The 23,152-nt window shown below is 63.4% G+C and carries 26 protein-coding genes; 18 read left to right on the top strand and 8 right to left on the bottom strand.

The genetic code is table 11. The features are described 5' to 3' along the window. A partial coding sequence (locus tag JQ553_RS13100; protein WP_409363055.1) for an endonuclease domain-containing protein occupies nt 1–460 on the top strand: 460 nt, incomplete at its 5' end. A gap of 325 nt (nt 461–785) precedes the next feature. On the opposite strand, the gene JQ553_RS13095 is transcribed toward JQ553_RS13100, so the two are convergent. The 3 genes from JQ553_RS13095 to JQ553_RS13085 form a co-directional block, all read right to left on the bottom strand. Further along, on the bottom strand, nt 786–1,727 hold the full coding sequence (locus JQ553_RS13095) for an aldo/keto reductase (protein WP_212500345.1): 942 nt from the start codon (nt 1,725–1,727) through the stop codon (nt 786–788). A 256-nt stretch (nt 1,728–1,983) separates the two neighbouring features. Next, nucleotides 1,984–2,445, bottom strand: a complete 462-nt coding sequence (locus JQ553_RS13090) for a GNAT family N-acetyltransferase (protein ID WP_212500344.1) — start codon at nt 2,443–2,445, stop codon at nt 1,984–1,986. A 92-nt stretch (nt 2,446–2,537) separates the two neighbouring features. After that, nucleotides 2,538–3,350, bottom strand: a complete 813-nt coding sequence (locus JQ553_RS13085) for a PAS-domain containing protein (protein WP_212500343.1) — start codon at nt 3,348–3,350, stop codon at nt 2,538–2,540. A gap of 206 nt (nt 3,351–3,556) precedes the next feature. On the opposite strand from JQ553_RS13085, the gene JQ553_RS13080 reads away from it, so the two are divergent. Beyond that, nucleotides 3,557–3,910, top strand: a complete 354-nt coding sequence (locus tag JQ553_RS13080; RefSeq protein WP_212500342.1) for a DMT family protein — start codon at nt 3,557–3,559, stop codon at nt 3,908–3,910. Between the two features lie 35 nt (nt 3,911–3,945). Here the strand turns inward: JQ553_RS13080 and JQ553_RS13075 are convergent, their stop codons facing one another. From JQ553_RS13075 to JQ553_RS13060, 4 genes are all read right to left on the bottom strand, one after another. Beyond that, nucleotides 3,946–4,092: a hypothetical protein gene (locus JQ553_RS13075; RefSeq protein WP_212500341.1), complete on the bottom strand. Its 147-nt coding sequence runs from the start codon at nt 4,090–4,092 to the stop codon at nt 3,946–3,948. A gap of 66 nt (nt 4,093–4,158) precedes the next feature. Beyond that, nucleotides 4,159–4,335, bottom strand: a complete 177-nt coding sequence (locus JQ553_RS13070) for a hypothetical protein (protein ID WP_212500340.1) — start codon at nt 4,333–4,335, stop codon at nt 4,159–4,161. Nucleotides 4,336–4,499: 164 nt separating this feature from the next. Beyond that, nucleotides 4,500–5,153: a glutathione S-transferase family protein gene (locus tag JQ553_RS13065; RefSeq protein ID WP_212500339.1), complete on the bottom strand. Its 654-nt coding sequence runs from the start codon at nt 5,151–5,153 to the stop codon at nt 4,500–4,502. 188 nt (nt 5,154–5,341) lie between these two features. Continuing rightward, the gene (locus JQ553_RS13060) at nt 5,342–6,595 is read right to left on the bottom strand and encodes a glycosyltransferase family 87 protein (RefSeq protein ID WP_212500338.1); all 1,254 of its coding nucleotides are present in this window, start codon (nt 6,593–6,595) and stop codon (nt 5,342–5,344) included. Nucleotides 6,596–6,773: 178 nt separating this feature from the next. Here JQ553_RS13060 and JQ553_RS13055 point away from each other — a divergent pair, with 178 nt between their 5' ends. From JQ553_RS13055 to JQ553_RS13020, 8 genes are all read left to right on the top strand, one after another. Then, the gene (locus JQ553_RS13055; protein WP_212500337.1) at nt 6,774–7,976 is read left to right on the top strand and encodes a pyridoxal phosphate-dependent aminotransferase; all 1,203 of its coding nucleotides are present in this window, start codon (nt 6,774–6,776) and stop codon (nt 7,974–7,976) included. Nucleotides 7,977–8,194: 218 nt separating this feature from the next. Beyond that, complete coding sequence (locus JQ553_RS13050) at nt 8,195–8,713, top strand: DUF992 domain-containing protein (protein ID WP_212500336.1); 519 nt, start codon at nt 8,195–8,197, stop codon at nt 8,711–8,713. Nucleotides 8,714–8,924: 211 nt separating this feature from the next. Further along, nucleotides 8,925–9,404, top strand: a complete 480-nt coding sequence (locus JQ553_RS13045) for a DUF992 domain-containing protein (protein WP_212500335.1) — start codon at nt 8,925–8,927, stop codon at nt 9,402–9,404. Between the two features lie 176 nt (nt 9,405–9,580). Further along, on the top strand, nt 9,581–11,629 hold the full coding sequence (locus JQ553_RS13040) for an elongation factor G (protein WP_212500334.1): 2,049 nt from the start codon (nt 9,581–9,583) through the stop codon (nt 11,627–11,629). Between the two features lie 172 nt (nt 11,630–11,801). Next, nucleotides 11,802–12,443: a YoaK family protein gene (locus tag JQ553_RS13035; protein ID WP_212500333.1), complete on the top strand. Its 642-nt coding sequence runs from the start codon at nt 11,802–11,804 to the stop codon at nt 12,441–12,443. A gap of 31 nt (nt 12,444–12,474) precedes the next feature. Next, nucleotides 12,475–13,317, top strand: a complete 843-nt coding sequence (locus tag JQ553_RS13030; protein WP_212500332.1) for a shikimate dehydrogenase — start codon at nt 12,475–12,477, stop codon at nt 13,315–13,317. Between the two features lie 113 nt (nt 13,318–13,430). Further along, on the top strand, nt 13,431–14,009 hold the full coding sequence (locus JQ553_RS13025) for a hypothetical protein (RefSeq protein ID WP_212500389.1): 579 nt from the start codon (nt 13,431–13,433) through the stop codon (nt 14,007–14,009). A 119-nt stretch (nt 14,010–14,128) separates the two neighbouring features. Continuing rightward, on the top strand, nt 14,129–14,737 hold the full coding sequence (locus tag JQ553_RS13020) for a hypothetical protein (protein ID WP_212500331.1): 609 nt from the start codon (nt 14,129–14,131) through the stop codon (nt 14,735–14,737). Between the two features lie 86 nt (nt 14,738–14,823). Here JQ553_RS13020 and JQ553_RS13015 read toward each other — a convergent pair whose 3' ends face one another. After that, entirely contained in the window at nt 14,824–15,960 is a 1,137-nt protein-coding gene (locus JQ553_RS13015) for an alpha-hydroxy acid oxidase (RefSeq protein WP_212500330.1), read from the bottom strand. Nucleotides 15,961–16,057: 97 nt separating this feature from the next. Here JQ553_RS13015 and JQ553_RS13010 point away from each other — a divergent pair, with 97 nt between their 5' ends. The 8 genes from JQ553_RS13010 (at nt 16,058) to JQ553_RS12975 (ending at nt 23,078) form a co-directional block, all read left to right on the top strand. Further along, nucleotides 16,058–16,231, top strand: coding sequence for a hypothetical protein (locus JQ553_RS13010; protein WP_212500329.1), 174 nt, complete (start codon nt 16,058–16,060; stop codon nt 16,229–16,231). Nucleotides 16,232–16,443: 212 nt separating this feature from the next. Next, nucleotides 16,444–17,787: a phosphoglucosamine mutase gene (gene glmM / locus JQ553_RS13005; RefSeq protein WP_212500328.1), complete on the top strand. Its 1,344-nt coding sequence runs from the start codon at nt 16,444–16,446 to the stop codon at nt 17,785–17,787. A gap of 284 nt (nt 17,788–18,071) precedes the next feature. Then, the gene (locus JQ553_RS13000; protein WP_212500327.1) at nt 18,072–19,328 is read left to right on the top strand and encodes an MFS transporter; all 1,257 of its coding nucleotides are present in this window, start codon (nt 18,072–18,074) and stop codon (nt 19,326–19,328) included. Nucleotides 19,329–19,635: 307 nt separating this feature from the next. Further along, complete coding sequence (locus tag JQ553_RS12995) at nt 19,636–20,463, top strand: outer membrane protein (RefSeq protein WP_212500326.1); 828 nt, start codon at nt 19,636–19,638, stop codon at nt 20,461–20,463. A gap of 180 nt (nt 20,464–20,643) precedes the next feature. Then, a complete protein-coding gene (locus JQ553_RS12990) occupies nt 20,644–21,456 on the top strand; it encodes an outer membrane protein (RefSeq protein WP_212500325.1) in 813 nt (270 codons plus the stop codon). A gap of 72 nt (nt 21,457–21,528) precedes the next feature. Beyond that, nucleotides 21,529–22,119: a glutathione S-transferase family protein gene (locus JQ553_RS12985; protein ID WP_212500324.1), complete on the top strand. Its 591-nt coding sequence runs from the start codon at nt 21,529–21,531 to the stop codon at nt 22,117–22,119. A 114-nt stretch (nt 22,120–22,233) separates the two neighbouring features. Beyond that, a complete protein-coding gene (locus JQ553_RS12980) occupies nt 22,234–22,704 on the top strand; it encodes a GNAT family N-acetyltransferase (RefSeq protein WP_212500323.1) in 471 nt (156 codons plus the stop codon). Nucleotides 22,705–22,862: 158 nt separating this feature from the next. Then, nucleotides 22,863–23,078 (top strand): hypothetical protein, encoded by a 216-nt coding sequence (locus JQ553_RS12975; protein ID WP_212500322.1) that lies wholly within the window; start codon nt 22,863–22,865, stop codon nt 23,076–23,078. Nucleotides 23,079–23,152 lie beyond the last annotated feature (74 nt).

The following is a 23,152-nucleotide window of genomic DNA, read 5'->3' as shown; positions in this document are numbered from 1 at the left end:
GAGTGTCGCTTGCTGTTTCGCCGAGACAAGTGTTGCTTTTCCAACCTCTCCCCGCTCTTTTGCGGGGAGAGGTCGGATTGCATCGCAAGATGCGATCCGGGTGAGGGGCATGGCAATGCGTGGCCGCAACGAAGAGCCTATCCGGCGCGCAAGACGGTTACGCGCCAATCAAACGGAAGCGGAAACCGTGCTCTGGAATCGCATCCGTAACCGCCAGATCGATGGCTACAAATTCGCGCGGCAGGTTCCGATCGGACATTACATCCGTGATTTCGTATGCCGCGAAAGCCGGATGGTGATCGAGGTTGACGGCGGGCAGCATGCCGAGTCGGCCGCCGATGCGCTCCGTGATCGCTACCTAGCCAGCGAGGGATATCGAGTTCTTCGCTTCTGGAATAACGATGTGCTCAGGAATATCGAGGGTGTCTTGATCACGATTCAGCTTGAGCTGCGTGGATAGAGCCCCTCACCCCAACCCTCCCCCCGTGAAGGACGGGGAGAGGGAGTGTCGCTTGCTGTTTCGCCGAGACAAGTGTTGCTTTTCCAACCTCTCCCCGCTCTTTTGCGGGGAGAGGTCGGATTGCATCGCAAGATGCGATCCGGGTGAAGGGCATGGCAATGCGTGGCCGCAACGAAGAGCCTATCCGGCGCGCAAGACGGTTACGCGCCAATCAAACGGAAGCGGAAACCGTGCTCTGGAATCGCATCCCCGACCGCCGGACGTATTCGGGAATATCGAGGCACGATTCAGCTCGAGCTGCCTGGATAGAGCCCCAAGGGCAAAGTCAGCCCTTCGTAATCCTGTCGATCTCCGCCATCTCCTCCGCGCTCAGCTTCCAGCCAATCGCCTTGACGTTCTGTTCGACCTGCTCGACGCGCGTTGCGCCTGCGATCACGCTTGCGACTTGCGGGCGTGCAGCGAGCCACGAGAAGGCGAGTTCGAGCATGGTGTGGCCACGCTCCTTTGCAAACACGCCCAGCTTCTCGACGATGTTCTCGTTGCGCGCCGTGACGTAGCGGTCGCGTAGCGCCGGGGCCTTTGCAAAGCGGGTGTCGGGTGGCGCCGCCGCGCCGCGTTGGTACTTGCCGGTGAGCAGGCCGCTCGCGAGTGGAAAGAACGGCAGCAGGCCGAGATTGTATTCTTGCGCGGCGGGCAGCAGATCCTTCTCGATGTCGCGCACCACGAGGCTGTATTCGTCCTGGCAGGAGATGAAGCGATTGACATTCATTGCGCGCGCGACGTGCTCGGCCTCCGCGACGCGCCACGCCGGGAAGTTCGAATTGCCGACGTAGCGAACCTTGCCCTGGCGAACGAGGTCGTCGAGCGCGCGCAGCGTCTCGTCGATCGGCGTCAGCGGGTCGCAATCGTGCTGCTGGTAGAGATCGATGTAGTCGGTCTTGAGCCGGGTCAGGCTCGCTTCCACAGCGGTCATGATATAGCGGCGCGAGGCGCCCTGCCTGGTGCCGTCGGTCGCCATCGGCTTGGCGTATTTGGTGGCGAGCACGATCTCCTTGCGCCGGTCGCCTAACACAGTGCCAAGAACGGTCTCCGAACCGCCCATGCCGGCATAGATGTCGGCGGTGTCGAACAGGGTGATACCGAGGTCGATCGCCCTGTGGATCACCTTGCGCGAGGCCTCCAGATCGGTGCGCTGGCCGAAATTATTGCAGCCGATGCCGACGGCCGACACGCGCAGGCCGGAGCCGCCGAGATTGCGAATTTCCATGAGACACCCACGGGAAGCGCGGAACCCGGCCATTGTGGCGCGCGTCGCGGAGACCTGCAAGCTGCGGACCGGCTGCGCGCCGCGCATGGCGATGGGGCAAAAAAGCGGCCCCGGTCAGACGCGGCGACTGACGGGACCGCTCGGGGGGCGCAGATCTCAGACGGGGGGCCTGATCTTGCGCGACGGGAAGCGTAGCTTGGCTTTGTTACGCCCCGGTGACACCAGGCCTCATCCACGATTGCTTCGAGCGAGCTTTTCAGAAGATCCTGCGATAGACGATGAAGCCCGAGTTCTCGGCGACCTTGTCGTAGAGCTGCATCGCAACGTGATTGGTCTTGTGCGTCTGCCAATAGACCCGAGGCGATCCCGCGAGCTTCGCCTGGGCATAGACGCCGTTGATCAAGGCGCGGCCGACGCCCTTGCCGCGCGCCGCTTCGCTGGTGAAGAGATCCTGCAGATAGCAGCTCGGCTCGATCGCCGTGGTCGAGCGATGAAACAGGTAATGCGTCAGCCCGAGCAGCTTGCCGCTGCTTTCCGCGACCAGGGCATGCACCGGCTCATAGGCGTCGAAGAAGCGCTGCCAGGTGGTCGCCGTAATCTCGGGCGCGAGCGCAGTCGGGCCGGAACGCCCGTAGAACGCGTTGTAGCCGTCCCACAAGGGAAGCCACTGGGCGTAGTCCTGCCCGGTGACGAAGCGGATGATGACATCGTCGGACATCGGTGATCCCTCGTTGACGGACATGCGCGTGCGAGACGCCCGTCACTTCTATCGGCGCAATCAGGCCGGAGCAATTGTCGAGAATGCGCGCCTCACTCGGCCGCGCGGAGTTGCCGCGCGGCATTGCGCGCGCCGCCGCGCAGCGAGCGATAGTAGTCCGCCTTGGCGGGGTCATCGGTGTGCCGAACGAGATCGGTCACCGGCGTGTAGCTCAGCATGCGTCCGCCGTCGGGCAACGCGGTGCAACTGAAGCGCAGTACCTGTCCGTCGGCGAGGTTGATGTTGATCGGCGTCGAATCGCCTGTGCGCATCTTCTCGGTGCGCTCGGCGATGAACGCTCCGAGCTCGTCCTCGGGCAGCTCGTAGGCGCCAGTGTCCCGGCCGTGATACATCAGCGCGATGAAGGGCGGCCTGGAGTCGGCCTGCGCGTCGGAGAGCGCGAAGTAATCGCGGAAGGCGCGGTTGATGAACTCGGCGCGGGTGTCGGAATCCAGCAGCACGATACCGATGTCAACCTGGTCCAGCGCGGATGCGAGCCGCGCCGCGGTCGCATGCTCCTCCTGCTCGGCAACGAAGGCGTCGACCCACTTCTGCCGCAACAGGCCGGTGATCACGGCCGTGCCGGCGGCGGTTGCAGCAAGCATCAGCATCCGCGCGACGTCGGACATGCCGAAACCGGGCGTGGCGCGGTGATCCAGGAACAGCAACGCCGAGGACACTACCGCGATCGCGGCACTGGCCAGCCCGGACGTAGTGCCGCTGACGGAGCTTGCAAGCGCAACGATACAGACGAACAGCGGCGCCGGATTGGGCATGAAGATCACATATCGATCGACCGCGAACGTGGTCAACGCAATGATTGCCGTCAGGGCCGGACCTGAGATTGCACGCCAGTCGAACCGCATGTTCGTTCTCTTTGCCCGTCGAAGAACAAGGCCGCAGTTTGACGGCACGGCTGCAACATTGCCGGCATTTCCCGTTTGAACGTTAAGGCGATCCTGTTGAGGGCGAGCGAGCTTTCGCTGCTTTCGAATCAAATGATATGCAGATGCGCATGGAACCGGGTCCCTGCGCCGAGGGTTGGCGCGTGCCCGCCTTGAAGAGGATTTCGATGCCCACCATTTCGCCGTCGCTGCTGCCAGTCCTGATGCTGCTTGCCTCCAACGTCTTCATGACGTTTGCCTGGTATGGCCACCTCAGGTTCAAGGGTCATTCGCTTCCGCTCGTCGTCCTCGCAAGCTGGGGTATCGCCTTCTTCGAGTACTGGCTGGCGGTGCCGGCCAATCGCTGGGGCAGCGCGGTCTATTCGGCGGCGCAGCTCAAGACCATACAGGAAGTGATCACGCTGGTCGTGTTCGCTGCATTCTCGGTGCTGTATCTGAAGGAGCCGCTGGGCTGGAATCACGCGCTCGGCTTTGCCTTCATCGCGGCCGGGGCATTCCTGATCTTCCATAAGTGGGCATGATGGCGCCGCTCAAGCGTTCACGGCAAGGCTGCCGCCTATCTGCCAGCGGGCGTCAGGATCCGCTGCGGCCGCGCACGGTCTTCGCCATGCGTGCCGCTCACTATCAACAGCGAGGCCGCAAGCAGGATCGCCACCGTCAATGTCACGGTCACAAGTCTCACAAGTCCGACGGGTGTCTTCATATATTCGAGCCGTGATGTGCCAGCCGCGGCCTTGCCGCGTAGAGGTGCTAATCGGAAAATGCTCAACTACGTTGGAATTGACATCGCCATGGTGATCTTGCTCGACACCACCGTCAGCAGGACGGCAAGGCAGAGCGTCAGCGAACCGATCGCGAGCGAAGCGGCGATCGCGTTCGTCAGCCGGGAGGATGCCACTGGGGCAGGGCGGTCCTGGAAGCCCACCGTGCCGGACGACCGTATCATGGTCTAAATCCTTCAGGGCGCGGGCGAATCACCCGCGACATCGGCGGGAATTTGCAAATCGTCGCCGGCAATATTGCGGCGGCGGCGCCCAAAGTGCGGCTAAAACACGGCGAAAAAGCAGGCTTGCCCGCTATTTTGGGCAATTATCCCGCTATCCCCGCTCTTCAGGCACCGGTCACGACGCCGGCCGGGTCGTCGACTTCGTTTCCGGGTCGCCAGTCCATCGTGACGAAACGGGGTGTTTGCTCCACCCGTTTCAGCCAGGCGCGGATCGCCGGGAAGGCGGCGAGGTCGTAGTCGCAGCGGTCGGCGACATGGGTGTAGCCGTAGAGCGCGATGTCGGCGACCGTGAGCTGGTCGGCGGCAAAATAGGCATGTCCCTTCAGGTGATTTTCCATCACCTGCAGCGCCGCGTAGCCTCGCTCCATCCAGTCTTCAAGCGCATGCGTCTGCAGGTCGCGCCCACCTCTGACCAGCGAGAGCCAGAAAAAGGCAGCGCCGATGTTCGGCTCCAGCGCATGCTGTTCGAAGAACATCCACTGCAGCGCCTCGGCGCGTTCGATCCGTGAATCCGGGGACAGCGACGTGCCCGTGGCGACATACCAGAGGATGGCGTTCGACTCGGCGAGGTAGCGGCCTTCCGCGACTTCAAGCAACGGCACCTGGCCGCTCGGGTTCTTGGCCAGGAATTCCGGTGTGCGGCTCTCGCCGCGCAGGATGTCGACCTCGACCGCTTGGTAGGGCGTGTTGAGCAGGGCTAGCGCCAGACGAACCTTGTAGCTGTTGCCGGAGCGCTGCATCGAATAGAGCTTGTACATCGTTTTTAAATTCACTCGATCGAGAAGACTGCGCGGCTCCACGTGCGTGGCATGCTGCCAGCGCACCGCGCACAGAGAATGATGCCGGCGGGGTTGCGTAGCAAGTCCCGCGTCGTGGAAAAAGTCGAAACGTCTACCGCACTGCACGCGCGCAGAACGATTCTAACAACACACGAGAACAACTTGGATCACGCTTGCGCGACTCGCAGCGAGCCTGCGCCGGCTGCGCCGCGCGCGTGGACTGCAGCGCGAGCAATCAAGATGAACATCGTCGCACTGGCAAGGAAGCCGAGTGGGATGCCAGTGGCGCCGGCCAACGAGCGTGCGAGCAGCGGCGCGATCCACACCGCGGCGAGCAGGCTGATCTCGTGGTCGAGGAAAGCTGCGCCGGCTCGCGCGGCGACAAGAAAGGCCATCGCGGGCGCAAGCAGCATGAGGTCATAGTCGAGGATATGGGGCGAAGCGAGCGCGGTCGCGGCGATCAGGAGCGCTGCCTTGATGTCGTCAGCGCCCGGCGAGCGCCAGACCCAGGCGGTGCAGCCGGCCGTGATCGCGCAGACCGCGCCCTGAACCAGATAGGCCAGCGGCACGCTGCCGCCCCAGAGGCGGACTGCGGCGAACGCGCTCTGCAGCTTCTCGAAACCGACATTGCCTTGTTCCAGCAGCAAGTTGCGTGAGGTCTCGGTGGATGCGAAGAATGCCGTCCATGCATCGGCGCCGAACAACAGGAGTGAGGCGCCGGCGAGCGCGATCACGGTGATCGTGGCCGCCATGATGGATCGCCACTGTCCGCCCGCCACGAGCGCGAACGGAATGACGAGCGCGAATTGCGGCTTATAGGCGAGCAGACCGAACAGCACGCCGGCAAGTCCCGGCCGCCGCGGCAGCAAGACGAGCGCGCCTCCCAATAGCGCGGCAGTAAGAAATCCGTTCTGACCGTGGCCGAGATTGATGAAGACGGCGGGAAAGGCCGCGGCCGCGAGCAGCCAAAGCCTTGCGACGGGGCCATCGTCATGACGAGCCCGGCGCAGAATTGCACCGATTACACCGAGATAGACCGCGAATGTCATGGCCTGCCAGAGGGCGAGCGCCAACGGGTAGGGCAGCAGCGCCAGCGGGGCTGCGAGCAGGAAGAAGCTCGGCGGATACAGCCAGCTGTAATAGGGCGTATCGGGCCCGAACAGGCGTTGTTCGCGCGCATGGTGCGCGACCATGTCGTAGGCCTCGGTGGCATTGTGTTCGAGCGCCAGCGATCCAGCGGCGTAGAAGCTCGAGAAGTCGGTTCCGATCGGCTTGCCGGAGCGGTCGACCAGGTCATGCGACAGAGCGATCCAGCCACAGATGGCAAGGCACGCAAGGCCGATCAGGATCAGGCAATAGGCGCGGGTACGCGCGGGCGTCAGCCAGTCGCCGGATCGCAGGGCTTGCCAGATATGAGCCATTTGGTCGCGGATGTTTAGGATTGTTGCGCGAGCGTAACCCCGCGTCTTTAAGGTTCCCTAAATTGTGAGCGTCGAAACGGAAGCTTCTTGCGGCGCAACGGCGAGAGGCCTAGGGTGCCGTGATCCCATTCAAATCAAGTCGTGGTCATTGGCTCACGACGTTTGCCAGGAGATGATGATGGCCTTCCTGTCCGCTGCGCTCGACCGTGTGAAGCCGTCCGCGACGATCGCGGTCACGGACAAAGCACGCGCGCTGAAAGCCGCGGGCCGCAACGTCATCGGCCTCGGCGCTGGTGAGCCTGACTTCGACACGCCTGCCAACATCAAGCTGGCCGCGATCCGCGCGATCGAGGCCGGCAAGACCAAGTACACCGATGTCGGCGGCATTCCGGAGCTCAAGGACGCCATCATCAGCAAGTTTCAGCGCGAGAACGGCCTGAGCTACAAGCCCAACCAGGTCATCGTCGGCACCGGCGGCAAGCAGGTGCTCTACAATGCGCTGATGGCGACCATCAATCCGGGCGACGAGGTGATCATCCCCGCGCCTTACTGGGTCAGCTATCCGGAGATGGTGGCACTTGCCGGCGGCGAGTCGGTGCCCGTGGTCTGCACAGCCGCGAACGGCTTCAAGCTCAAGCCCGAGGATCTCGAAAAGGCGATCACGCCGAAGACCAAATGGGTCATCCTGTGCTCGCCGTCGAACCCGACCGGCGCCGCCTATACCCGCGCCGAATTGAAGGCGATCACCGACGTGCTGGTGAAGCATCCGCATGTCTGGGTGATGACCGACGACATGTATGAGCATCTCGTCTATGACGACTTCGTCTTCACGACCGCAGCGCAGGTCGAGCCCAGGCTCTACGAGCGCACGCTGACCGTGAACGGCGTGTCGAAGGCCTATTGCATGACAGGCTGGCGCATCGGCTATGCCGGAGGACCGGCGCAACTCATCAAGGCAATGGCGACGATCCAGTCACAGTCGACCTCGAACCCGTCGTCGATCGCGCAGTGGGCGTCGGTCGAGGCGCTCAACGGCCCGCAGGACTTCATTCCAGCGAACAACAAGGTGTTCAAGGAGCGGCGCGACCTCGTGGTGTCGATGCTCAACCAGGCAAGCGGCATCGAATGTCCGCGTCCCGAGGGCGCCTTCTACGTCTATCCGTCCTGCTCCGGCACGATCGGCAAGACGGGGCCGTCCGGCAAGGTGATCGGCAATGACGAGGACTTCGTCACCGAACTGCTCGAGAGCGAAGGCGTCGCCGTCGTGCAGGGTTCTGCGTTCGGGCTCGGACCTGCGTTCCGCATCTCCTACGCCACCAAGACCTCGGACCTCGAGGATGCTTGCAAGCGCATCCAGCGCTTCTGCGGCAATCTGCGATAGGACTGCTTTGCGCGAAGGTTCGGTCTCGCCTGTGGTGCGCGACCGAACCGAGCATTGAAATGCGCGCCTCGAAACAGGCAATGTGTCAAATCACATCTTGATCAGGTTTCCTGCGTCACACGCGGGAAGTTTTTGCGGCATCTTTGCGGTGCGCCTTCTTTTAGACACGTCGCTTTCCTTCTGTCCGCCGCGCAAATTCAGCTCACGGAGACAGACCAATGCGACTTTCGACACTAACCCTTGCCACGCTCGCGCTGCTGGCGCCGATCGCCACTGCCAACGCGATGCAGCCGGCTCCCGCCGGCGTCCTGCAATGCCAGGGCGGCGAGAACGTCGGTTTCGTGCTCGGTTCGGTCACCCAGCTCGAGTGCGTATTTCAGAGTGAGGGCCGCCGGCCTGAGCCCTATATCGCGACCGTGCGTCGCGTTGGCGTTGACCTCGGCGTTACCGCGCAGACGCAGCTCGCTTGGGCAGTGAGCGCGCCAACCGATCGGATCGGACGCGGCGAACTCGCCGGCAGCTACGGCGGTGTCGGCGCCAACGTGTCGGTCGGCATTGGCGGCGGCGGCAACTTCCTTGTCGGTGGCGCGCAGAATGCCTACGCGCTACAGCCGGTCAGCGTGCAGGGCCAGACCGGCTTCAACGTGGCAGCCGGTGTCGCGGCGCTCGACCTCGCGCCGGTCAGCATCGGCGGCCCGCACCGCCACCACCATCACCGCCGGCATCACCGCCACTGAGCGAAGTCTGCGCTTCACTCAAGTCGCATCAATCAAAAGGGGTTCGCGCAAGCGGGCCTCTTTTTGTTTGTCCTTACTTGCTGTCACCAAGCCGCGCGAGGGCCTCAAATCTGGCACGACATCCGATGCTATGGCATAGGAGGCCAGGCGCCGCTGAAACGGCGCTTTCTTTTCTCTCTTCGCGTCACGCCCTAAAGCCGGAGATATCCTCATGCGTCGCTTCGTTCTCCTCGCCGGTGCGGTCACGCTGGTGGCCGCAATCGCCGGCGCCAACGCGCAACAGCCGGTGCAGCGCGCGCAGGTCGGCGTCCTCGAATGCCGCGGCGGCGCCAGCATTGGATTTATCGTCGGATCCCTCACCCATCTCGGCTGCGTGATGCGCGCCGAAGGATTGCCCGAGGATCGCTATATCGCGACCATTCGCAAGGTCGGCATCGATCTCGGCATCACCCAGGAATCGGTACTCGCCTGGGGCGTCTACGCGCCGGTGTCGCGGCTCGGGCCGGGCGACCTCACCGGCGATTATGCCGGCGCGCAGGGCAGCGCGACGCTCGGCGTCGGCGTCGGCGGCAATGTGCTGATCGGCGGTTCCAACAACACAATCGCTTTGCAACCCCTGAGCGTGCAAGGTCAGGTCGGTGTCAACATCGCCGCCGGGCTGGAGAGCATGGAACTGCGCCCGGGACGCTAACACTCTATTGCGTGCGCTTCGTGCGGTCCGTAAGCGCGAGATGATGGGGTCGTAAGGCCGCACTCCCTTCCATCGCACCGCAGCGACATTTCCCGCTTGCCAAAATCCATCGACGGGCGGAGCATCAAAGGTCGCCGACCCAATCACGGGCCGAGCTCCAACTCGAGGAGGCGGCAATGGGACAAGACGTCAGAAGTCCCCGAGGTCCACGGTGCATCGCGCTGGTGGGCCCTTTCCAAAGCGGTAAAACCACACTTCTGGAAGCGATTCTGGCGCGTACAGGCGCCATCAAAACTGCCGGCAGCGTCGATGCCGGAACTACCGTCGGCGATGCGAGCCCCGAAGCGCGCCATCACAAGATGGGCGTGGGCCTGACCGCCGCCACCACCACCTTCATGGGCGACAGCTATACCTTCATCGATTGTCCCGGCTCAATCGAGTTCGCGCACGACATGCGCGCCGCGCTACCGGCGGTTGACGCCGCGGTCGTAGTCTGTGAGGCAGATGAGAAGAAGCTGCCGCAGCTGCAGATCATTCTACGTGAGCTGGAAGAGCTCGGCATTCCCCGTTTTCTTTTCCTGAACAAGATCGATCGCGCCAACAAGCGCATCCGTGAAACGCTTGCGATCCTGCAACCGGCCTCGCGCGTGCCGCTGGTGCTGCGCCAGATTCCGATCTGGAACGGCGATCTGATCGAAGGTTTCGTCGATCTCGCGCTGGAGCGCGCCTTTGTCTATCGCGAGCACAAGCCGTCGGAGGTCGTCGCTCTCGAAGGCGGCAATCTCGATCGCGAGAAGGAGGCGCGCTTCTCGATGCTGGAGAAGCTCGCCGATCATGACGATGCTCTGATGGAGCAGTTGCTGGAGGACATCCAGCCGCCGCGCGACGCGGTGTTCGACGATCTCGCCCGCGAATTGCGCGACGGCCTGATCTGCCCGGTGCTGCTCGGCGCGGCCTGCCGCGGCAACGGCGTGCTGCGGTTGATGAAGGCGTTGCGTCATGAAGCACCTGGCGTTGCCGATACCGCGAAACGCCTCGGCGTGCCGGACCAGAAGGAAGCGCTCGCCTTTGTCTTCAAGAGCACGCATCTGCAACACGGCGGCAAGCTGTCGCTGGTGCGCCTGCTCGCCGGCCGTCTTGACGACGGCACGACGCTGCTCTCGTCGTCCGGCGAGAGCGGGCGCGTTTCCGGCATCCTCAGCGTCAGCGGCGCGCATGACAGCAAGCGTCCGTCGGCGGAAGCCGGCGACACGGTTGCGCTCGGCAAGCTCGACGCGATCAGGACCGGTGACACGATCGCGAGCGGCAAGGTCGCGCCGGCCTCGCTGTTGAACGTCGAGCCAACCGCGCCGGTGCTGTCGATCTCGATCGCTGCGACCGACCGCAAGGACGATGTCAAGCTCGGCCAGGCGCTGTTGCGGCTCAACGAGGAAGATCCCTCGCTGTCGATGATCCAGAATCCGCGCACCCACGACACCGTGCTGTGGGGGCAGGGCGAGATGCATCTGCGCGTCGCGCAGGAGCGGCTCAAGGACCGTTTCGGCGTCAACGTCAAATCGCATACGCCGGCGATCGGCTACCAGGAGACCATCCGCAAACCGATCACCCAGCGCGGCCGGCACAAGAAGCAGTCCGGCGGCCACGGCCAGTTCGGAGATGTCGTGCTGGAGATCAAGCCGAAACCGCGCGGCAGCGGTTTCGAATTCCACGAGAAGGTGGTCGGCGGCGCGGTGCCGCGCAATTACATTCCCGCGGTGGAAGAGGGCGTCGTCGACGGGCTCACGCGCGGACCGCTCGGCTTCCCGGTCATCGATGTCGACGTCACGTTGACGGACGGCTCCTATCACAGCGTCGATTCGTCCGATCTGGCATTCCGGACGGCGGCGCGGATCGGCGTCAGCGAGGCGTTGCCGCAGTGCCAGCCGGTGCTGCTGGAACCGATCCACCTGGTCGAGATCGTGTGCCCGACGGAGGCGACCGCCAAGATCAACGCGATCCTGTCGGCACGCCGCGGCCAGATCCTCGGCTTCGATACCCGCGAGGGTTGGAGTGGATGGGACTGCGTCCGCGCCACCATGCCGGAGGCGGAGATCGGCGACCTGATCGTGGAGTTGCGCTCGGCCACGGCCGGCGCCGGCAGCTTCACCCGCCAATTCGACCGTATGGCGGAGGTGACGGGCCGCGCCGCCGATCAGATCATCGCCGCCCATCGCGACGCGGCCTGATGCCGGCGGTCACGTCCAGGACGTGATCGCTGGCAAGATCGGTCGGTTCATTCGAGACAGCACTCCCATTCACCTCTCCTTCGAGCGAGAGGTGAATGTCTGGTGCGGCAGCAATTCGACTTCGCTACATCATGTTGTAGCTTGTGCCTCACGATGGGGGCGCAAGGACATCATGGTTGAATCCCGCCGCAACCTGGCGCTGGCCTGCGCGCTGAGTGCGCTCGCCGGCTATGTCGACGGGATCGGCTTCCTTCATCTCGGCGGACTGTTCGTCTCCTTCATGAGCGGTAATTCGACCCGGCTCGGCGTCAGCCTTGCCGGAGGGCATTGGAACGGCGCCCTGCAAGCGTTCGGGCTCATCGTCCTGTTCGTCGTCGGAGCAGCGGCCGGAAGCCTGATCGTGCTCGGCCGCGGCGCGCGTCGGCAGCCCTTGATCCTGCTCACCGAGGCGTTGCTGCTCACGGCGGCCGCGTCGGCCGACGCGCTTGGGCAGCCAAACATCGCTGTCGTCGCCATGGTGCTGGCGATGGGACTGGAGAACGCGGTGTTCCAGATCGATGGCGGTGCCGGCCTCGGTCTCACCTATGTCACCGGTGCGCTGGTTAAGGTCGGCCAGCTCATCGCTGCGGCCCTGTCCGGCGGTGCGCGCTGGGCCTGGCTGCCGAACCTGCTGTTGTGGACGGCGCTGGTCGTGGGCGCGCTGCTCGGCGCCTCCGCCTACCGCTGGATCAACCTGGCCGCGATCTGGTTCGCGGCCGGCGCCGCCTGTGCGTTCTGCGCTCTCGTTGCCGCAACCGCGAAGCGGAAGGATTGACAGCGACATCGGCTTGGCCGATGTCACGGCAATGACGTCCGCGACCAAGGCCCGTGCCGCATGCCTGATCGGATGGCCGGCAGCGCATTCCCGCTCGCCGCTGATACATCACTATTGGCTGCGCACCCTCGGCATTGAGGGCGGCTACGTCATCGAGGCGGTGCCGCCGGGCGATTTCAGGGATTTCGTGCTGCGCCTGTCGCTGCGCGGCTTCGTCGGCGCCAACGTCACGATCCCGCACAAGGAGCGGGCGCTCGCCCTGTCGACGCCAGACGATCGCGCCCGCGCCATCGGTGCCGCCAACACGCTTTGGTTCGAGGACGGCGAGTTGCGCTCGACCAACACCGATGTCGAGGGCTTCATCAACAACCTCGACGCCAGCGCGCCCGGCTGGGACAAGGTAACGGACGCGATGGTGCTTGGCGCCGGCGGCTCGGCGCGCGCCGTGGTATTCGGCTTGATCGAACGTGGCATTGCGCGCATCCATCTCGTCAACCGGACCCTCGACCGCGCCCGCACGCTCGCCGATCAGTTCGGCCCGCGTGTTCATCCCGCCGCCTGGGAAGCCGTCGACGAGCTGTTGCCGAACGCCGGCCTGCTCGTGAACACGACGTCACTCGGCATGCACGGCCAGCCCGCGCTCTCGCTTGATGTCGGCCTGTTGCCGGCAGAGTCCGTGGTCGCCGATCTCGTCTATGTGCCGTTGGTGACGCCGTTGCTCGCCGCGGCGCAGGCGCGCGGACTGAAGACGTCGGACGGGCTCGGCATGCTTCTGCATCAGGCGGTGCGCGGCTTTGAATTGTGGTTCGGGCAGCGCCCGCGCGTGACATCGGAGTTGCGCGCGCTGGTCGAAGCCGACCTTACAAAGACTTAAGGTTGGGAATAACGCTGCAAAGCCGGGGTCTAAGCTACGTCAGCCCCACTTCCCGGAGATCACCCATGTCTGCTCGCCACATCCCGTTCGTTCGCCCGCTGTTTGCGCTCGCGATGGTGACGGTGTCCACACTATATGCGATCGCGCAGCAGCCGCCGTCACCAACGCGGGTGCGCGGAACCATCGAGGGTGTCGATGGCAATACGCTCGCAGTGAAGTCGCGCAACGGCGAGGAGGTCAAGCTGCACATGACCAGCGACATCCGCGTCCTCGGCCTCACCAAGATCGCGCTTGCCGATATCAAGGTCGGTTCCTTCATCGGCACCACCACGGTTCCGGGCCCTGATGGTGTGCCGAGCGCCGTCGAGGTACACGTATTCCCCGAGAACATGCGCGGCACCGGCGAAGGCTCCCGGCCCTATGATCTCAAGCCCAACAGCAGCATGACCAATGCGACGGTCGCGCAATCGGTCGTCAGCAATGACGGTCACACGCTCCTGGTCAAGTACAGGGACGGCGAGAAGAAGGTGCTGGTGTCTCCGGAGACGCCGGTCGTGACCTATGTTCCAGCCGACAAAACGGACCTGAAGGCCGGCGCAAAGATCATCGCCTTCACGAAGAAGCTGCCGGACGATTCGTTGGAGACCGATCGCGTCAGCGTCGGCCGCGACGGCCTCACCCCGCCAATGTAACGCTCCTTGCACCCTCCCATCGTGGGAGAAAGTGGTTGGCCAAAGCCAGCTGTACTTGCGGAATACCGCAGAGCGGACGGTGTTTGTCGTTGGCCAGCCAAATTTCCGGGAGGGACACCATGCCAAAATCGCTATTGTCCGGCGCGTTGCTCGCCATTGCATTCGTCTCGATCGCATCGGCGCAGCAGCCGCCGACGGTGCGCATTCGAGGCACTATCGAGGGCGTCGACGGCCCGATGTTGTCGATCAAGTCGCGCGACGGCGCCGATATGAAAGTACGAACGACTGACAACGTCGCGGTGTTCGGCGTCGCCAAGACCGAGCTATCCGAGATCAAGCAGGGCTCCTACATCGGCGTCACCGCGATGCCGGAGCCCGACGGAACGCAGAACGCGATTGCCGTTCACATCTTTCCCGAGAACCAGCGCGGTGCCGCGGAAGGTTTTCGTCCGTGGGATCTCCGCGCCAACTCCACCATGACCAATGCCACGGTGGCGGAGACCGTGAAAGGCACTGACGGCCAGAACATCCTGGTCAAATACAAGGATGGTGAGAAAAAGGTCGTGGTGCCGCCGGGCACGCCAGTCGTGACCTTCGTGGCCGGCGAAAAGTCCGAGCTGAAGCCGGGCGCAAAGATCATCATCTTCGGCGCGGTGAAGAAGGAAGACGGCACGCTGGAAGCCAATCGCGTCAATGTCGGCCGCGATGGCATCACGCCGCCGATGTGACGCAAAACGCGCCTGGGAACTCGATCGGCACGCTCCGTTGTCGTCCCGGCGAAGGCCGGGACGACTTACCTTGGCGGCTCGTTCAATCAGACCGCCAGCACGTGATCGTCGATCTCGGCAATGGTGTTGACGCCGCACAGCCCCATCGTCGTGGTCAGCTCCTTGCCCAGGATGTCGATCGCCTTGGCGACACCGGCCTCACCGCCAGCACCCAAGCCATAGGCATAGGCGCGGCCGATCATGCAGGACTTTGCACCGAGCGCGAGCGCGCGCATCACGTCCATGCCGGTGCGGATGCCGCCGTCGAACATGATCTCCATCTGCGAGCCGATCGCGTCGACGATCTCCGGCAGCACCTCGATCGACGACGGCGCGCCGTCGAGCTGACGGCCGCCATGGTTGGAGACGACGATTGCCTGTGCGCCGGTCTTGGCCGCGAGCTCCGCGTCCTCGACGTCGAGAATGCCCTTCAGAATGAGCTTGCCCGGCCAGATGCTGCGGATCCAGTCGATGTCCTTCCAGTTCAACGAGGTGTCGAACTGCGAGGCGGTCCACTCCGACAGTTTGGTGAGATCCTCGGTGCCTTTGACGTGCCCGGCGATGTTGCCGAAGGTGCGGCGCTTGCCGCGGAGCACGCCGGACACCCAGGCGGGCTTGGTCGCGAAATCGATGAGCTTCGACAGTGACCATTCCGGCGGCACGGTCATGCCGTTCTTGATGTCCTGGTGACGCTGGCCGATCACCTGCAGATCGACGGTGAGCACCAGCGCCGAGCATTTCGCCGCGAGCGCGCGCTCGATCAGCGACTTGATGAAGCCGCGATCCCTCATGACGTAGAGCTGAAACCAGAACGGCTTGTCGACCGCAGCCGCAATGTCCTCGATCGAGCAGATCGACATCGTGCTTTGGGTAAAGGGGATGCCGGCCGCCTGCGCCGCGCGGCAGGCGTGGATTTCGCCGTCGCCGTGCTGCATGCCGAGCAGCCCGACCGGCGCCAGGATCAGCGGCATCGCCGCGGGCTCGCCGAGGATCGTCGTCGAAAGGGAACGTTTGGAAACGTCGACAAGGATGCGTTGGCGAAACTTGATCTGCTGAAGATCCTCAGAATTGGCCCGCAGCGTCTCCTCAGTGTAGGAGCCGCGGTCGGCGTAATCGAAGAAGGCCTTCGGCACGCGGCGTTTGTGCAGTTGGCGCAAATCTTCGATGCAGGTAATGTGCTTCATGGACGTTCCGGCCCCTCCTTTATGTCGCAAGTCGTGCGTCATCTAGCATGGTTGGATCGCCTGCCAAATCGCCCGACCGAACCGAAGGGAGAGCGCGATGATACAACCGATCTCGAAGCCGAAAGCCGACGAAAACGCGGAGAAGCGCCGTCTGGACGATGCCCTGGAGGAGGGTTTGGAAGAAACCTTTCCGGGTTCCGACCCCGTCAACGTCACTCAGCCGGCGCCAAGCAAGGGCGACCGCCACGTCAAGCGCAAGGGCGAGGGATAACGGCGCGTTACGCCGACAAGGTTCCCGTGGGGAGTAATCCTTTATCTCACAATCATTTAGCATGAGGTATTGCGCTTCGGCGCCGGTAATGATTCATCATATTTTTTGAAATCATTTTGGCGCCTGAGGGACTATAAGGCCAATGCACGTTAAAATGGCGGGCATTCAGGGTTTTCTCGTGGGTGGTCGGGAAGCCGCTGCTTGGGGGTGATATGAGCCGCAAATATTTTGGGACGGACGGGATTAGGGGCCGCGCCAATGGACTGATCACGCCTGAGCTTGCGCTCAAGGTCGGACAGGCGGCAGGCCTGGTTTTTCAGCGCGGCGATCATCGCCATCGCGTCGTCATCGGCAAGGACACGCGGTTGTCCGGCTACATGATCGAGTACGCCATGGTTGCCGGCTTCACGTCGGTCGGCATGGACGTGCTGCTGCTCGGGCCGATGCCGACGCCGGCGGTTGCGATGCTCACCAAGTCGATGCGCGCCGACCTCGGCGTCATGATCTCGGCGTCGCATAATCTGTTCGAGGATAACGGCATCAAGCTGTTCGGGCCGCAGGGCTTCAAGCTCTCCGACGATGTCGAGAGGCAGATCGAGCAGTTGCTCGACGAATCGCTCGACCGCCGCCTGGCGCAGAGCGCGAGCCTCGGCCGCGCCCGCCGCATCGACGGCGTCCACGACCGCTATATCGAATTCGCCAAGCGCACGCTGCCGCGCGACCTCAGCCTCGATGGCCTGCGCGTGGTGGTCGACTGCGCCCACGGCGCCGCCTACAAGGTGGTGCCGGAAGCGCTGTGGGAGCTTGGCGCCGACGTCGTGCCGATCGGCGTCGAGCCCGACGGCTTCAACATCAACAAGGAATGCGGCTCGACCTCACCGGAGGCCCTCGCCAGGAAGGTGCGCGAGATGCGCGCCGACATCGGCGTCGCGCTCGATGGCGACGCCGATCGCGTGATCCTGGTCGACGAGCGCGGCCATTTGGTGGACGGCGACCAGCTTCTCGCTGTCATCGCGCAAAGCTGGAAGGAAGAGGGCAGGCTGGCGAGGCCCGGCATCGTCACCACCGTGATGTCCAATCTCGGGCTCGAGCGCTTCCTTGACGGCATCGGCCTGCAGATGGAGCGCACGGCGGTCGGCGACCGCTATGTACTCGAGCGGATGCTGAACGGCGGCTACAATCTCGGCGGCGAGCCGTCGGGCCACATCATTTTGTCGGATTACGCGACGACCGGCGACGGCTTCGTCGCTGCGCTGCAAGTGCTCGCGGTGGTGCAGAAGCTTCGCCGCCCGGTGTCGGAAGTCTGCCGCCGTTTCGATCCGCTGCCGCAGATCCTGAAGAACGTGCGCTATCGCAGCGGCAAGCCGCTTGACGACGCCGAGGTGAAGTCCGCGATCGTTGATGGCGAGAAGCGCCTCAACGGCCATGGCCGCCTGCTGATCCGCGCCTCCGGCACCGAGCCCGTGATCCGCGTGATGGGCGAAGGCGACGATCGCATTCTGGTCGAGGACGTCGTCGACAACATCGTCAACGCGCTCGGTCAGGCCGCGGCATAACGCTTGATCATGTGCTGAATCGACGAGCGAGTTCGGCTGCTGCCGTGCCCCTCCGGTGGGGAGGCCGGAATTCTGGCGAAGCTTGAATCCCTGAGGGGGAGTCTCCGCGAACTCCCACCACCGTCTTTGCGGAAGAACACTCTGCGCCAACCCTCCAGAGCGGGAGAGAGAGAGAAGACGGGCGCCCGTCCGCCGCATCGCTGCCATCACCTAATCGGGCTGGTCTGAGCCGCTTCCGCGTCGTACGACACAAAGATATTGATCAAACCGTTTCGGAATATTCCTTGAACAAGCCCGTCGTGAGCGAAGAGGCACTGGGTGAGCCGGTGCTGGTCCCCGAGTTGACGCCCGCGCTGGCCGCAAGGTCCGCCGCGGCGGGGCCGGCCTATGTCGTGCTTGTCGGCATCAGCTTCTCGCACTTCCTCAACGACACAATGCAGTCGCTGATCGCGTCGGTCTATCCGATCCTGAAGGACAACTACGCGCTCGACTTTGCGCAGATCGGCCTGATCACGCTGGCGTTCCAGTTCACGGCCTCGCTGCTGCAGCCGGTGGTCGGACATTTTACCGACAAGAAGGCGCAGCCGTTCTCGCTTGCGATCGGCATGGGTTTCACTTTCTTCGGCCTCTTGCTGCTCAGCGCCGCGCACAGCTACGGAATCATCCTGATCGCGGCGTCGTTGGTCGGCCTCGGATCCGCGGTGTTTCACCCGGAATCGGCGCGGATCGCGCGGCTTGCCTCTGGCGGGCGCTATGGCTTCGCGCAATCGGTGTTCCAACTCGGCGGCAGCTTCGGCACCTCGATGGGGCCGGTACTCGCGGCGCTGATCGTAGTGCCGTTCGGCCAGCCGTCGATCGCGTGGTTTTCCTCGATCGCCTTCCTGGCGATCGTGATCCTGTGGCGCATCGGCATCTGGTACAGGCCGCAGATCGCGCCGAAGAAGGGAGCCCGGATCGCGCAGCATCCCGACCATCCGGACCGGAGGCGGGTGAAGATCGCGCTCGTCGTGCTGGTCGCGCTCCTGTTTTCCAAGCAGCTCTACGTCTCGAGCCTGTCGAGCTACTACATCTTCTATCTGATCGACAGGTTCGGCGTCTCGACGCAGGCGGCGCAGCTCTATCTCTTCATCTTCCTTGCCGCTAACGCGGCCGGTGCGTTTTTCGGCGGTCCACTCGGCGACCGTTTTGGCCGCAAATATGTGATCTGGTTCTCGATCCTCGGCGCGCTGCCATTCACGCTGGTGCTGCCCTATGCCGGCCTGTTCGCAAGCGCCGTGCTGACAGTCTTCATCGGCCTGATCATCTCGTCGGCGACGCCGTCGATCATCGTGTTCGCGCAGGAACTGATGCCGCATCGCTTCGGCATGATCTCGGGTGTGTTCTTTGGCGTCGCCTTCGGCATCGGCGGACTCGGCGCTGCCGTGCTCGGCAAGCTCGCCGACCACACCTCAATCGCCTTCGTCTACCATCTCTGCGCCTTCCTTCCGGCGATCGGGCTGCTCGCGGTGTTGCTGCCGAAAATGCCCAAGGACGCCCATTGACGGTCGTGCATCGAAGGCCGCGCACTGCCGCCGCTCGTTAAGCTTCTTCTAACGGATGCCGTCTTGCGCACGTGGCGACGCGTCCTGCGTCAACGCATCGTTAGCATCTGTGACATGCTGGCCATTTCGTTGTGTCGCAGATGCATCGCTTGCGGCGCGAAGTAGAGAAATGGGCGAACGCGAGTGAGAGAAAATCAACCTTAAAAATTAGGGTTAAGTGCGGCTTAAACATTTGCTGGCATCGTCCGTTTTGAGTTTCAGATGTGGGGCTTTTGCGTTCGCCTCACCGGTCAAAAGGACGAACCCAATGCGTAACGTTAAGTCCCTCGTCGCCGCCGCGGCATCCCTGATGTCCTCGGTGGCGTTCGCCGCCGACATGCCGATCGCGCCTCCGCCGGCGTACGCGCCCCCGATCGTTGACGACTTCGGCGGCTGGTATCTGCGCGGCGACATCGGATTTTCGAACCAGCGCGTCGACCACCTGAGCAATGCACTGGATGTCACCACCACGTCGTCGATCCAGAACCTCAGTTTCAACACCGCCGGCATCTTCGGCCTCGGCGTGGGTTATCAATTCAACAACTGGTTTCGCGCTGACGTGACCGGTGAGTATCGCGGCAATTCCCAGTTCTACGGCACCGACCAGATTACCTTTCCGGGTGGCGTCGGCGCAGACACCTATCACGCGACCAAGAACGAGTGGGTGGTTCTCGGCAACATCTATGCCGATCTCGGCACCTGGTGGGGCCTGACTCCGTTCGTCGGTGCCGGCGTCGGTGGCGCGCGGGTTTCGATCAACGGCTTCACCGATACCGGCATCACCAACATCGGAACCGGCGCGCTGCCGGGTCTTGCCTTTGGCGACAGCGTCTCCAGGTGGAACTTCGCCTGGGCGGTGCACGCCGGCCTTGCTTACAGGGTCTCGCCAAACTTCACGGTCGAGCTCGCATATCGCTATCTCGACATGGGCGATGGTCTGACCGGCGATCTCAGGACCTTTGACGGCCTCAACTCCGTCGTCAATCCGACCACCTTCAATCACCTGACCTCGCACGACTTCAAGCTCGGCGTGCGCTGGTATCTCGACAGCCCGGAGCCCTACATGCCGCCGGCTCCGCTCATTCGCAAGGGTTAACGCCGAGCATCATCGGTTAACAGTTGCAGCCGGCGCGGGATCATCCCGCGCCGTTTGCTTTGCCGCGTGCCTGGCGCGCTCTGCAACGAGCGCATGACAAAAATGCGCCGAGACAACGATTGGTTAAGGTTAACAGGCGATGATCAACGCGCAAATCGGGGGTTCGAGGGAGCGTTTGCAATGCGTAGGATCTTGCTGGCGGTAATAATGTTGGGCGCGGTGAGCGGCGCGCGCGCCGCCGATATGCCCGTTCTGCGCGGCGGCTTCACCGAGGTGCCGAGGTCGATTCCCAACTGGCAGGGCTTCTATGTCGGCGGCCAGGGTGGCTACGGATCATCCGACGAGAGCTTCAGCGGCAGCAACGCCACCCTGCTCGCGGGCCTGCTCGATCACAACGTGATCCAGCAGATGGATGTCGCAAATTGGAATCTCGGCCTCGGAAAGGTATCCGAGCGGTCTTCGGCGTACGGCGCCTTTGCCGGCTACAACTGGCAATGGGATGACGTCGTGGTCGGCGTGGAAGCGAGCTACGTCCACGGTAATTTCGGCGGCGCCTCGGTCGCGAGCAAGGAGCTCGTCAGCGGCACCGCGTTGTCGGATGGTCTGTTCCACGACGTACGCGTCGATTCTTCGGCCGCGATCAGGATCTCGGATATGGCCACCTTCCGCGGTCGCGCCGGATGGACCTGGGGTTGCTTCCTGCCCTATATCTTCGGCGGCGTCGCGCTCGGCAATGCCGATATCTCGCGCTCCGTCACCGTCCACGACTCGGTGAGCACCACCATATTCGGCCCATTCTCGGCGCCGGCGATACTGAACGCGACGGACGCCGTGCATAATCACCTGGTCTACGGCTATAGCGGCGGTCTCGGTTTCGACGTGAACCTGGTGGGCGGCCTCTTCGCGCGTGCCGAATGGGAATACGTTCGCTTTACCTCCAGCGTCGATACCAGCATCAACACGGTGCGCGCGGGCCTCGGCTACAAGTTCTGAACGACAGCCGCGCGGCTTGACAGCACATAGCGCGGCTGGTCGGATGCGCGCTCCGCAAGCGGAGCGCAATCGATGAAAATCCATGGCGACAGCAATTCGGGCAATTGCCTGAAGGTGAAATGGGTGTGCGACAAGCTCGCGCTGCCCTATGCATGGATCGAGATCGACACCATGAAGGGCGGCAGCCGGACGCCCGAATTCCAGAAGCTGAACGGCTGGGGACAGGTGCCGACCGTCGAATTGGACGACGGCCGCACGCTGGCGCAGTCCAATGCGATCATTCGCTATCTTGCGCGCGGCAGCGACCTCATCCCGGTCGAACCCTATCGCGCGGCGCAGATGGATGCATGGATGTTCTGGGAGCAGAACTCGCATGAACCCTATGTGGCTGTCTGCCGCTTTCATGTCGTGTATCTGGGCAAGGCCGTTGCGGAGCTCGATCCGAACCTGGTGAAGCGCGGCTATGTGGCGCTCGATCAACTCGAGCGGCATCTTGGCGGCACGCGGTTTCTTGCCGGCGCCGCGTTCTCGCTTGCCGATGTATCGCTGCTCGCCTATACGCGCTGCGCACATCAGGGCGGTTTCGATCTCGACCGCTATCCTGTGATCAGCCGCTGGATCGGCGACGCCGAACGTGTGCTCGGCCTGCCGCCGGCACGTTAGATCCATCGATTCTGATTGAATCGGAGCCGGGCCCTCGACCTTGTCCTGATGCGCCTTCCTGACGCGAACCAGCTTCTTCTTCGCTGGAAACGTCGCATTCTGACCGGACCGAACATGACCGCAGCCACATCCATCAGCATCCGCCGCGCCCGCCGCGATGATGTCCCTTTCATCGTCGGCATGCTCGCGGATGATCCGCTCGGCAGCGCGCGCGAGCGGATCGGGGATCCGCTGCCGCAAAGCTATTATCAGGCCTTCGAGCGGGTCGATCGTGATCCGAACTTGCAGCTCGTCGTCGCCACCGATGGCGCGGGGACGGTTGTCGGCTGCCTGCAGCTTTGCATTATGCCGGGCCTCTCTTCGCAGGGTGCCTCGCGCGGCCTGATCGAGGATGTTCGCGTCGCAAAGCATTGCCGCAGCCGCGGCATCGGCGAACAGCTCGTGCGATGGGCGATTGCGGAGGCACGCGCGAAAGGCTGCACGCTGGTGGAACTGCTGACGCATCACACGCGCGTCGACGCGCAGCGATTCTATGAACGGCTTGGATTTGCGCGCAGCCATGTCGGCATGACAATTCGCTTTTGAGATGCGTATCAGTTGTCACCTATGCCGCCGGTGGGTCCTCGCTCTTCTATTCGGTTAAGGTGCGATAAACTAAGCCCGCCTCCGTAATTTTACCGAGAGGAACGAGTGCGCTATGTCAGCGTCTCCCATCGGGCGCGGCGGCAGCTTGGGGATTTCAGATGACAAATTATACGATCGTCCGGATTGGCAACGAATACATTGTGCAGGTCGACGACAAGAGCGTTCTGAAAATCTCGAGCCGGCGCAAGGCGGTCAAGCTCGTGACCGACGCGGCGGAACTGCTTGATCAGGAGACAACGGTGCAACAGGTCGACGATTCCCCGTCGATCAGCCGTGCTTCCGACGCAGGACCTGATATGCCCGAAGTTTCTTGACGTTTGGCGACCTTTCCACTATCTCCCGCGGCGGGATACCTCTCCCCACCGAGAGGCAGCTATCTGGAAGGGTA

Source organism: Bradyrhizobium lablabi, from assembly GCF_018131005.1.
Classification (GTDB): Bacteria; Pseudomonadota; Alphaproteobacteria; order Rhizobiales; family Xanthobacteraceae; genus Bradyrhizobium; species Bradyrhizobium lablabi_D.
Note: the sequence above shows the minus strand (reverse complement) of the source record. Positions and strands in the feature narration are given on the sequence as shown.

Excerpts from the sequence above, each read along its gene's own strand:
- JQ553_RS13025 (WP_212500389.1), top strand. The coding sequence starts at position 13,431 with ATGGTGACGGTGTCCACACTATATGCGATCGCGCAGCAGCCGCCGTCA.
- JQ553_RS13040 (WP_212500334.1), top strand. The coding sequence starts at position 9,581 with ATGGGACAAGACGTCAGAAGTCCCCGAGGTCCACGGTGCATCGCGCTG.
- JQ553_RS13050 (WP_212500336.1), top strand. The coding sequence starts at position 8,195 with ATGCGACTTTCGACACTAACCCTTGCCACGCTCGCGCTGCTGGCGCCG.
- JQ553_RS12995 (WP_212500326.1), top strand. The coding sequence starts at position 19,636 with ATGCGTAACGTTAAGTCCCTCGTCGCCGCCGCGGCATCCCTGATGTCC.
- JQ553_RS12975 (WP_212500322.1), top strand. The coding sequence starts at position 22,863 with ATGACAAATTATACGATCGTCCGGATTGGCAACGAATACATTGTGCAG.
- JQ553_RS13045 (WP_212500335.1), top strand. The coding sequence starts at position 8,925 with ATGCGTCGCTTCGTTCTCCTCGCCGGTGCGGTCACGCTGGTGGCCGCA.
- JQ553_RS13010 (WP_212500329.1), top strand. The coding sequence starts at position 16,058 with ATGATACAACCGATCTCGAAGCCGAAAGCCGACGAAAACGCGGAGAAG.
- JQ553_RS13015 (WP_212500330.1), bottom strand. The coding sequence starts at position 15,960 with ATGAAGCACATTACCTGCATCGAAGATTTGCGCCAACTGCACAAACGC.
- JQ553_RS13095 (WP_212500345.1), bottom strand. The coding sequence starts at position 1,727 with ATGGAAATTCGCAATCTCGGCGGCTCCGGCCTGCGCGTGTCGGCCGTC.
- JQ553_RS13035 (WP_212500333.1), top strand. The coding sequence starts at position 11,802 with ATGGTTGAATCCCGCCGCAACCTGGCGCTGGCCTGCGCGCTGAGTGCG.
- JQ553_RS13080 (WP_212500342.1), top strand. The coding sequence starts at position 3,557 with ATGCCCACCATTTCGCCGTCGCTGCTGCCAGTCCTGATGCTGCTTGCC.
- JQ553_RS13060 (WP_212500338.1), bottom strand. The coding sequence starts at position 6,595 with ATGGCTCATATCTGGCAAGCCCTGCGATCCGGCGACTGGCTGACGCCC.
- JQ553_RS13030 (WP_212500332.1), top strand. The coding sequence starts at position 12,475 with ATGACGTCCGCGACCAAGGCCCGTGCCGCATGCCTGATCGGATGGCCG.
- JQ553_RS13085 (WP_212500343.1), bottom strand. The coding sequence starts at position 3,350 with ATGCGGTTCGACTGGCGTGCAATCTCAGGTCCGGCCCTGACGGCAATC.
- JQ553_RS13075 (WP_212500341.1), bottom strand. The coding sequence starts at position 4,092 with ATGAAGACACCCGTCGGACTTGTGAGACTTGTGACCGTGACATTGACG.
- JQ553_RS13090 (WP_212500344.1), bottom strand. The coding sequence starts at position 2,445 with ATGTCCGACGATGTCATCATCCGCTTCGTCACCGGGCAGGACTACGCC.
- JQ553_RS13070 (WP_212500340.1), bottom strand. The coding sequence starts at position 4,335 with ATGATACGGTCGTCCGGCACGGTGGGCTTCCAGGACCGCCCTGCCCCA.
- JQ553_RS12985 (WP_212500324.1), top strand. The coding sequence starts at position 21,529 with ATGAAAATCCATGGCGACAGCAATTCGGGCAATTGCCTGAAGGTGAAA.
- JQ553_RS13055 (WP_212500337.1), top strand. The coding sequence starts at position 6,774 with ATGGCCTTCCTGTCCGCTGCGCTCGACCGTGTGAAGCCGTCCGCGACG.
- JQ553_RS12980 (WP_212500323.1), top strand. The coding sequence starts at position 22,234 with ATGACCGCAGCCACATCCATCAGCATCCGCCGCGCCCGCCGCGATGAT.
- JQ553_RS13065 (WP_212500339.1), bottom strand. The coding sequence starts at position 5,153 with ATGTACAAGCTCTATTCGATGCAGCGCTCCGGCAACAGCTACAAGGTT.
- JQ553_RS12990 (WP_212500325.1), top strand. The coding sequence starts at position 20,644 with ATGCGTAGGATCTTGCTGGCGGTAATAATGTTGGGCGCGGTGAGCGGC.
- glmM (WP_212500328.1), top strand. The coding sequence starts at position 16,444 with ATGAGCCGCAAATATTTTGGGACGGACGGGATTAGGGGCCGCGCCAAT.
- JQ553_RS13020 (WP_212500331.1), top strand. The coding sequence starts at position 14,129 with ATGCCAAAATCGCTATTGTCCGGCGCGTTGCTCGCCATTGCATTCGTC.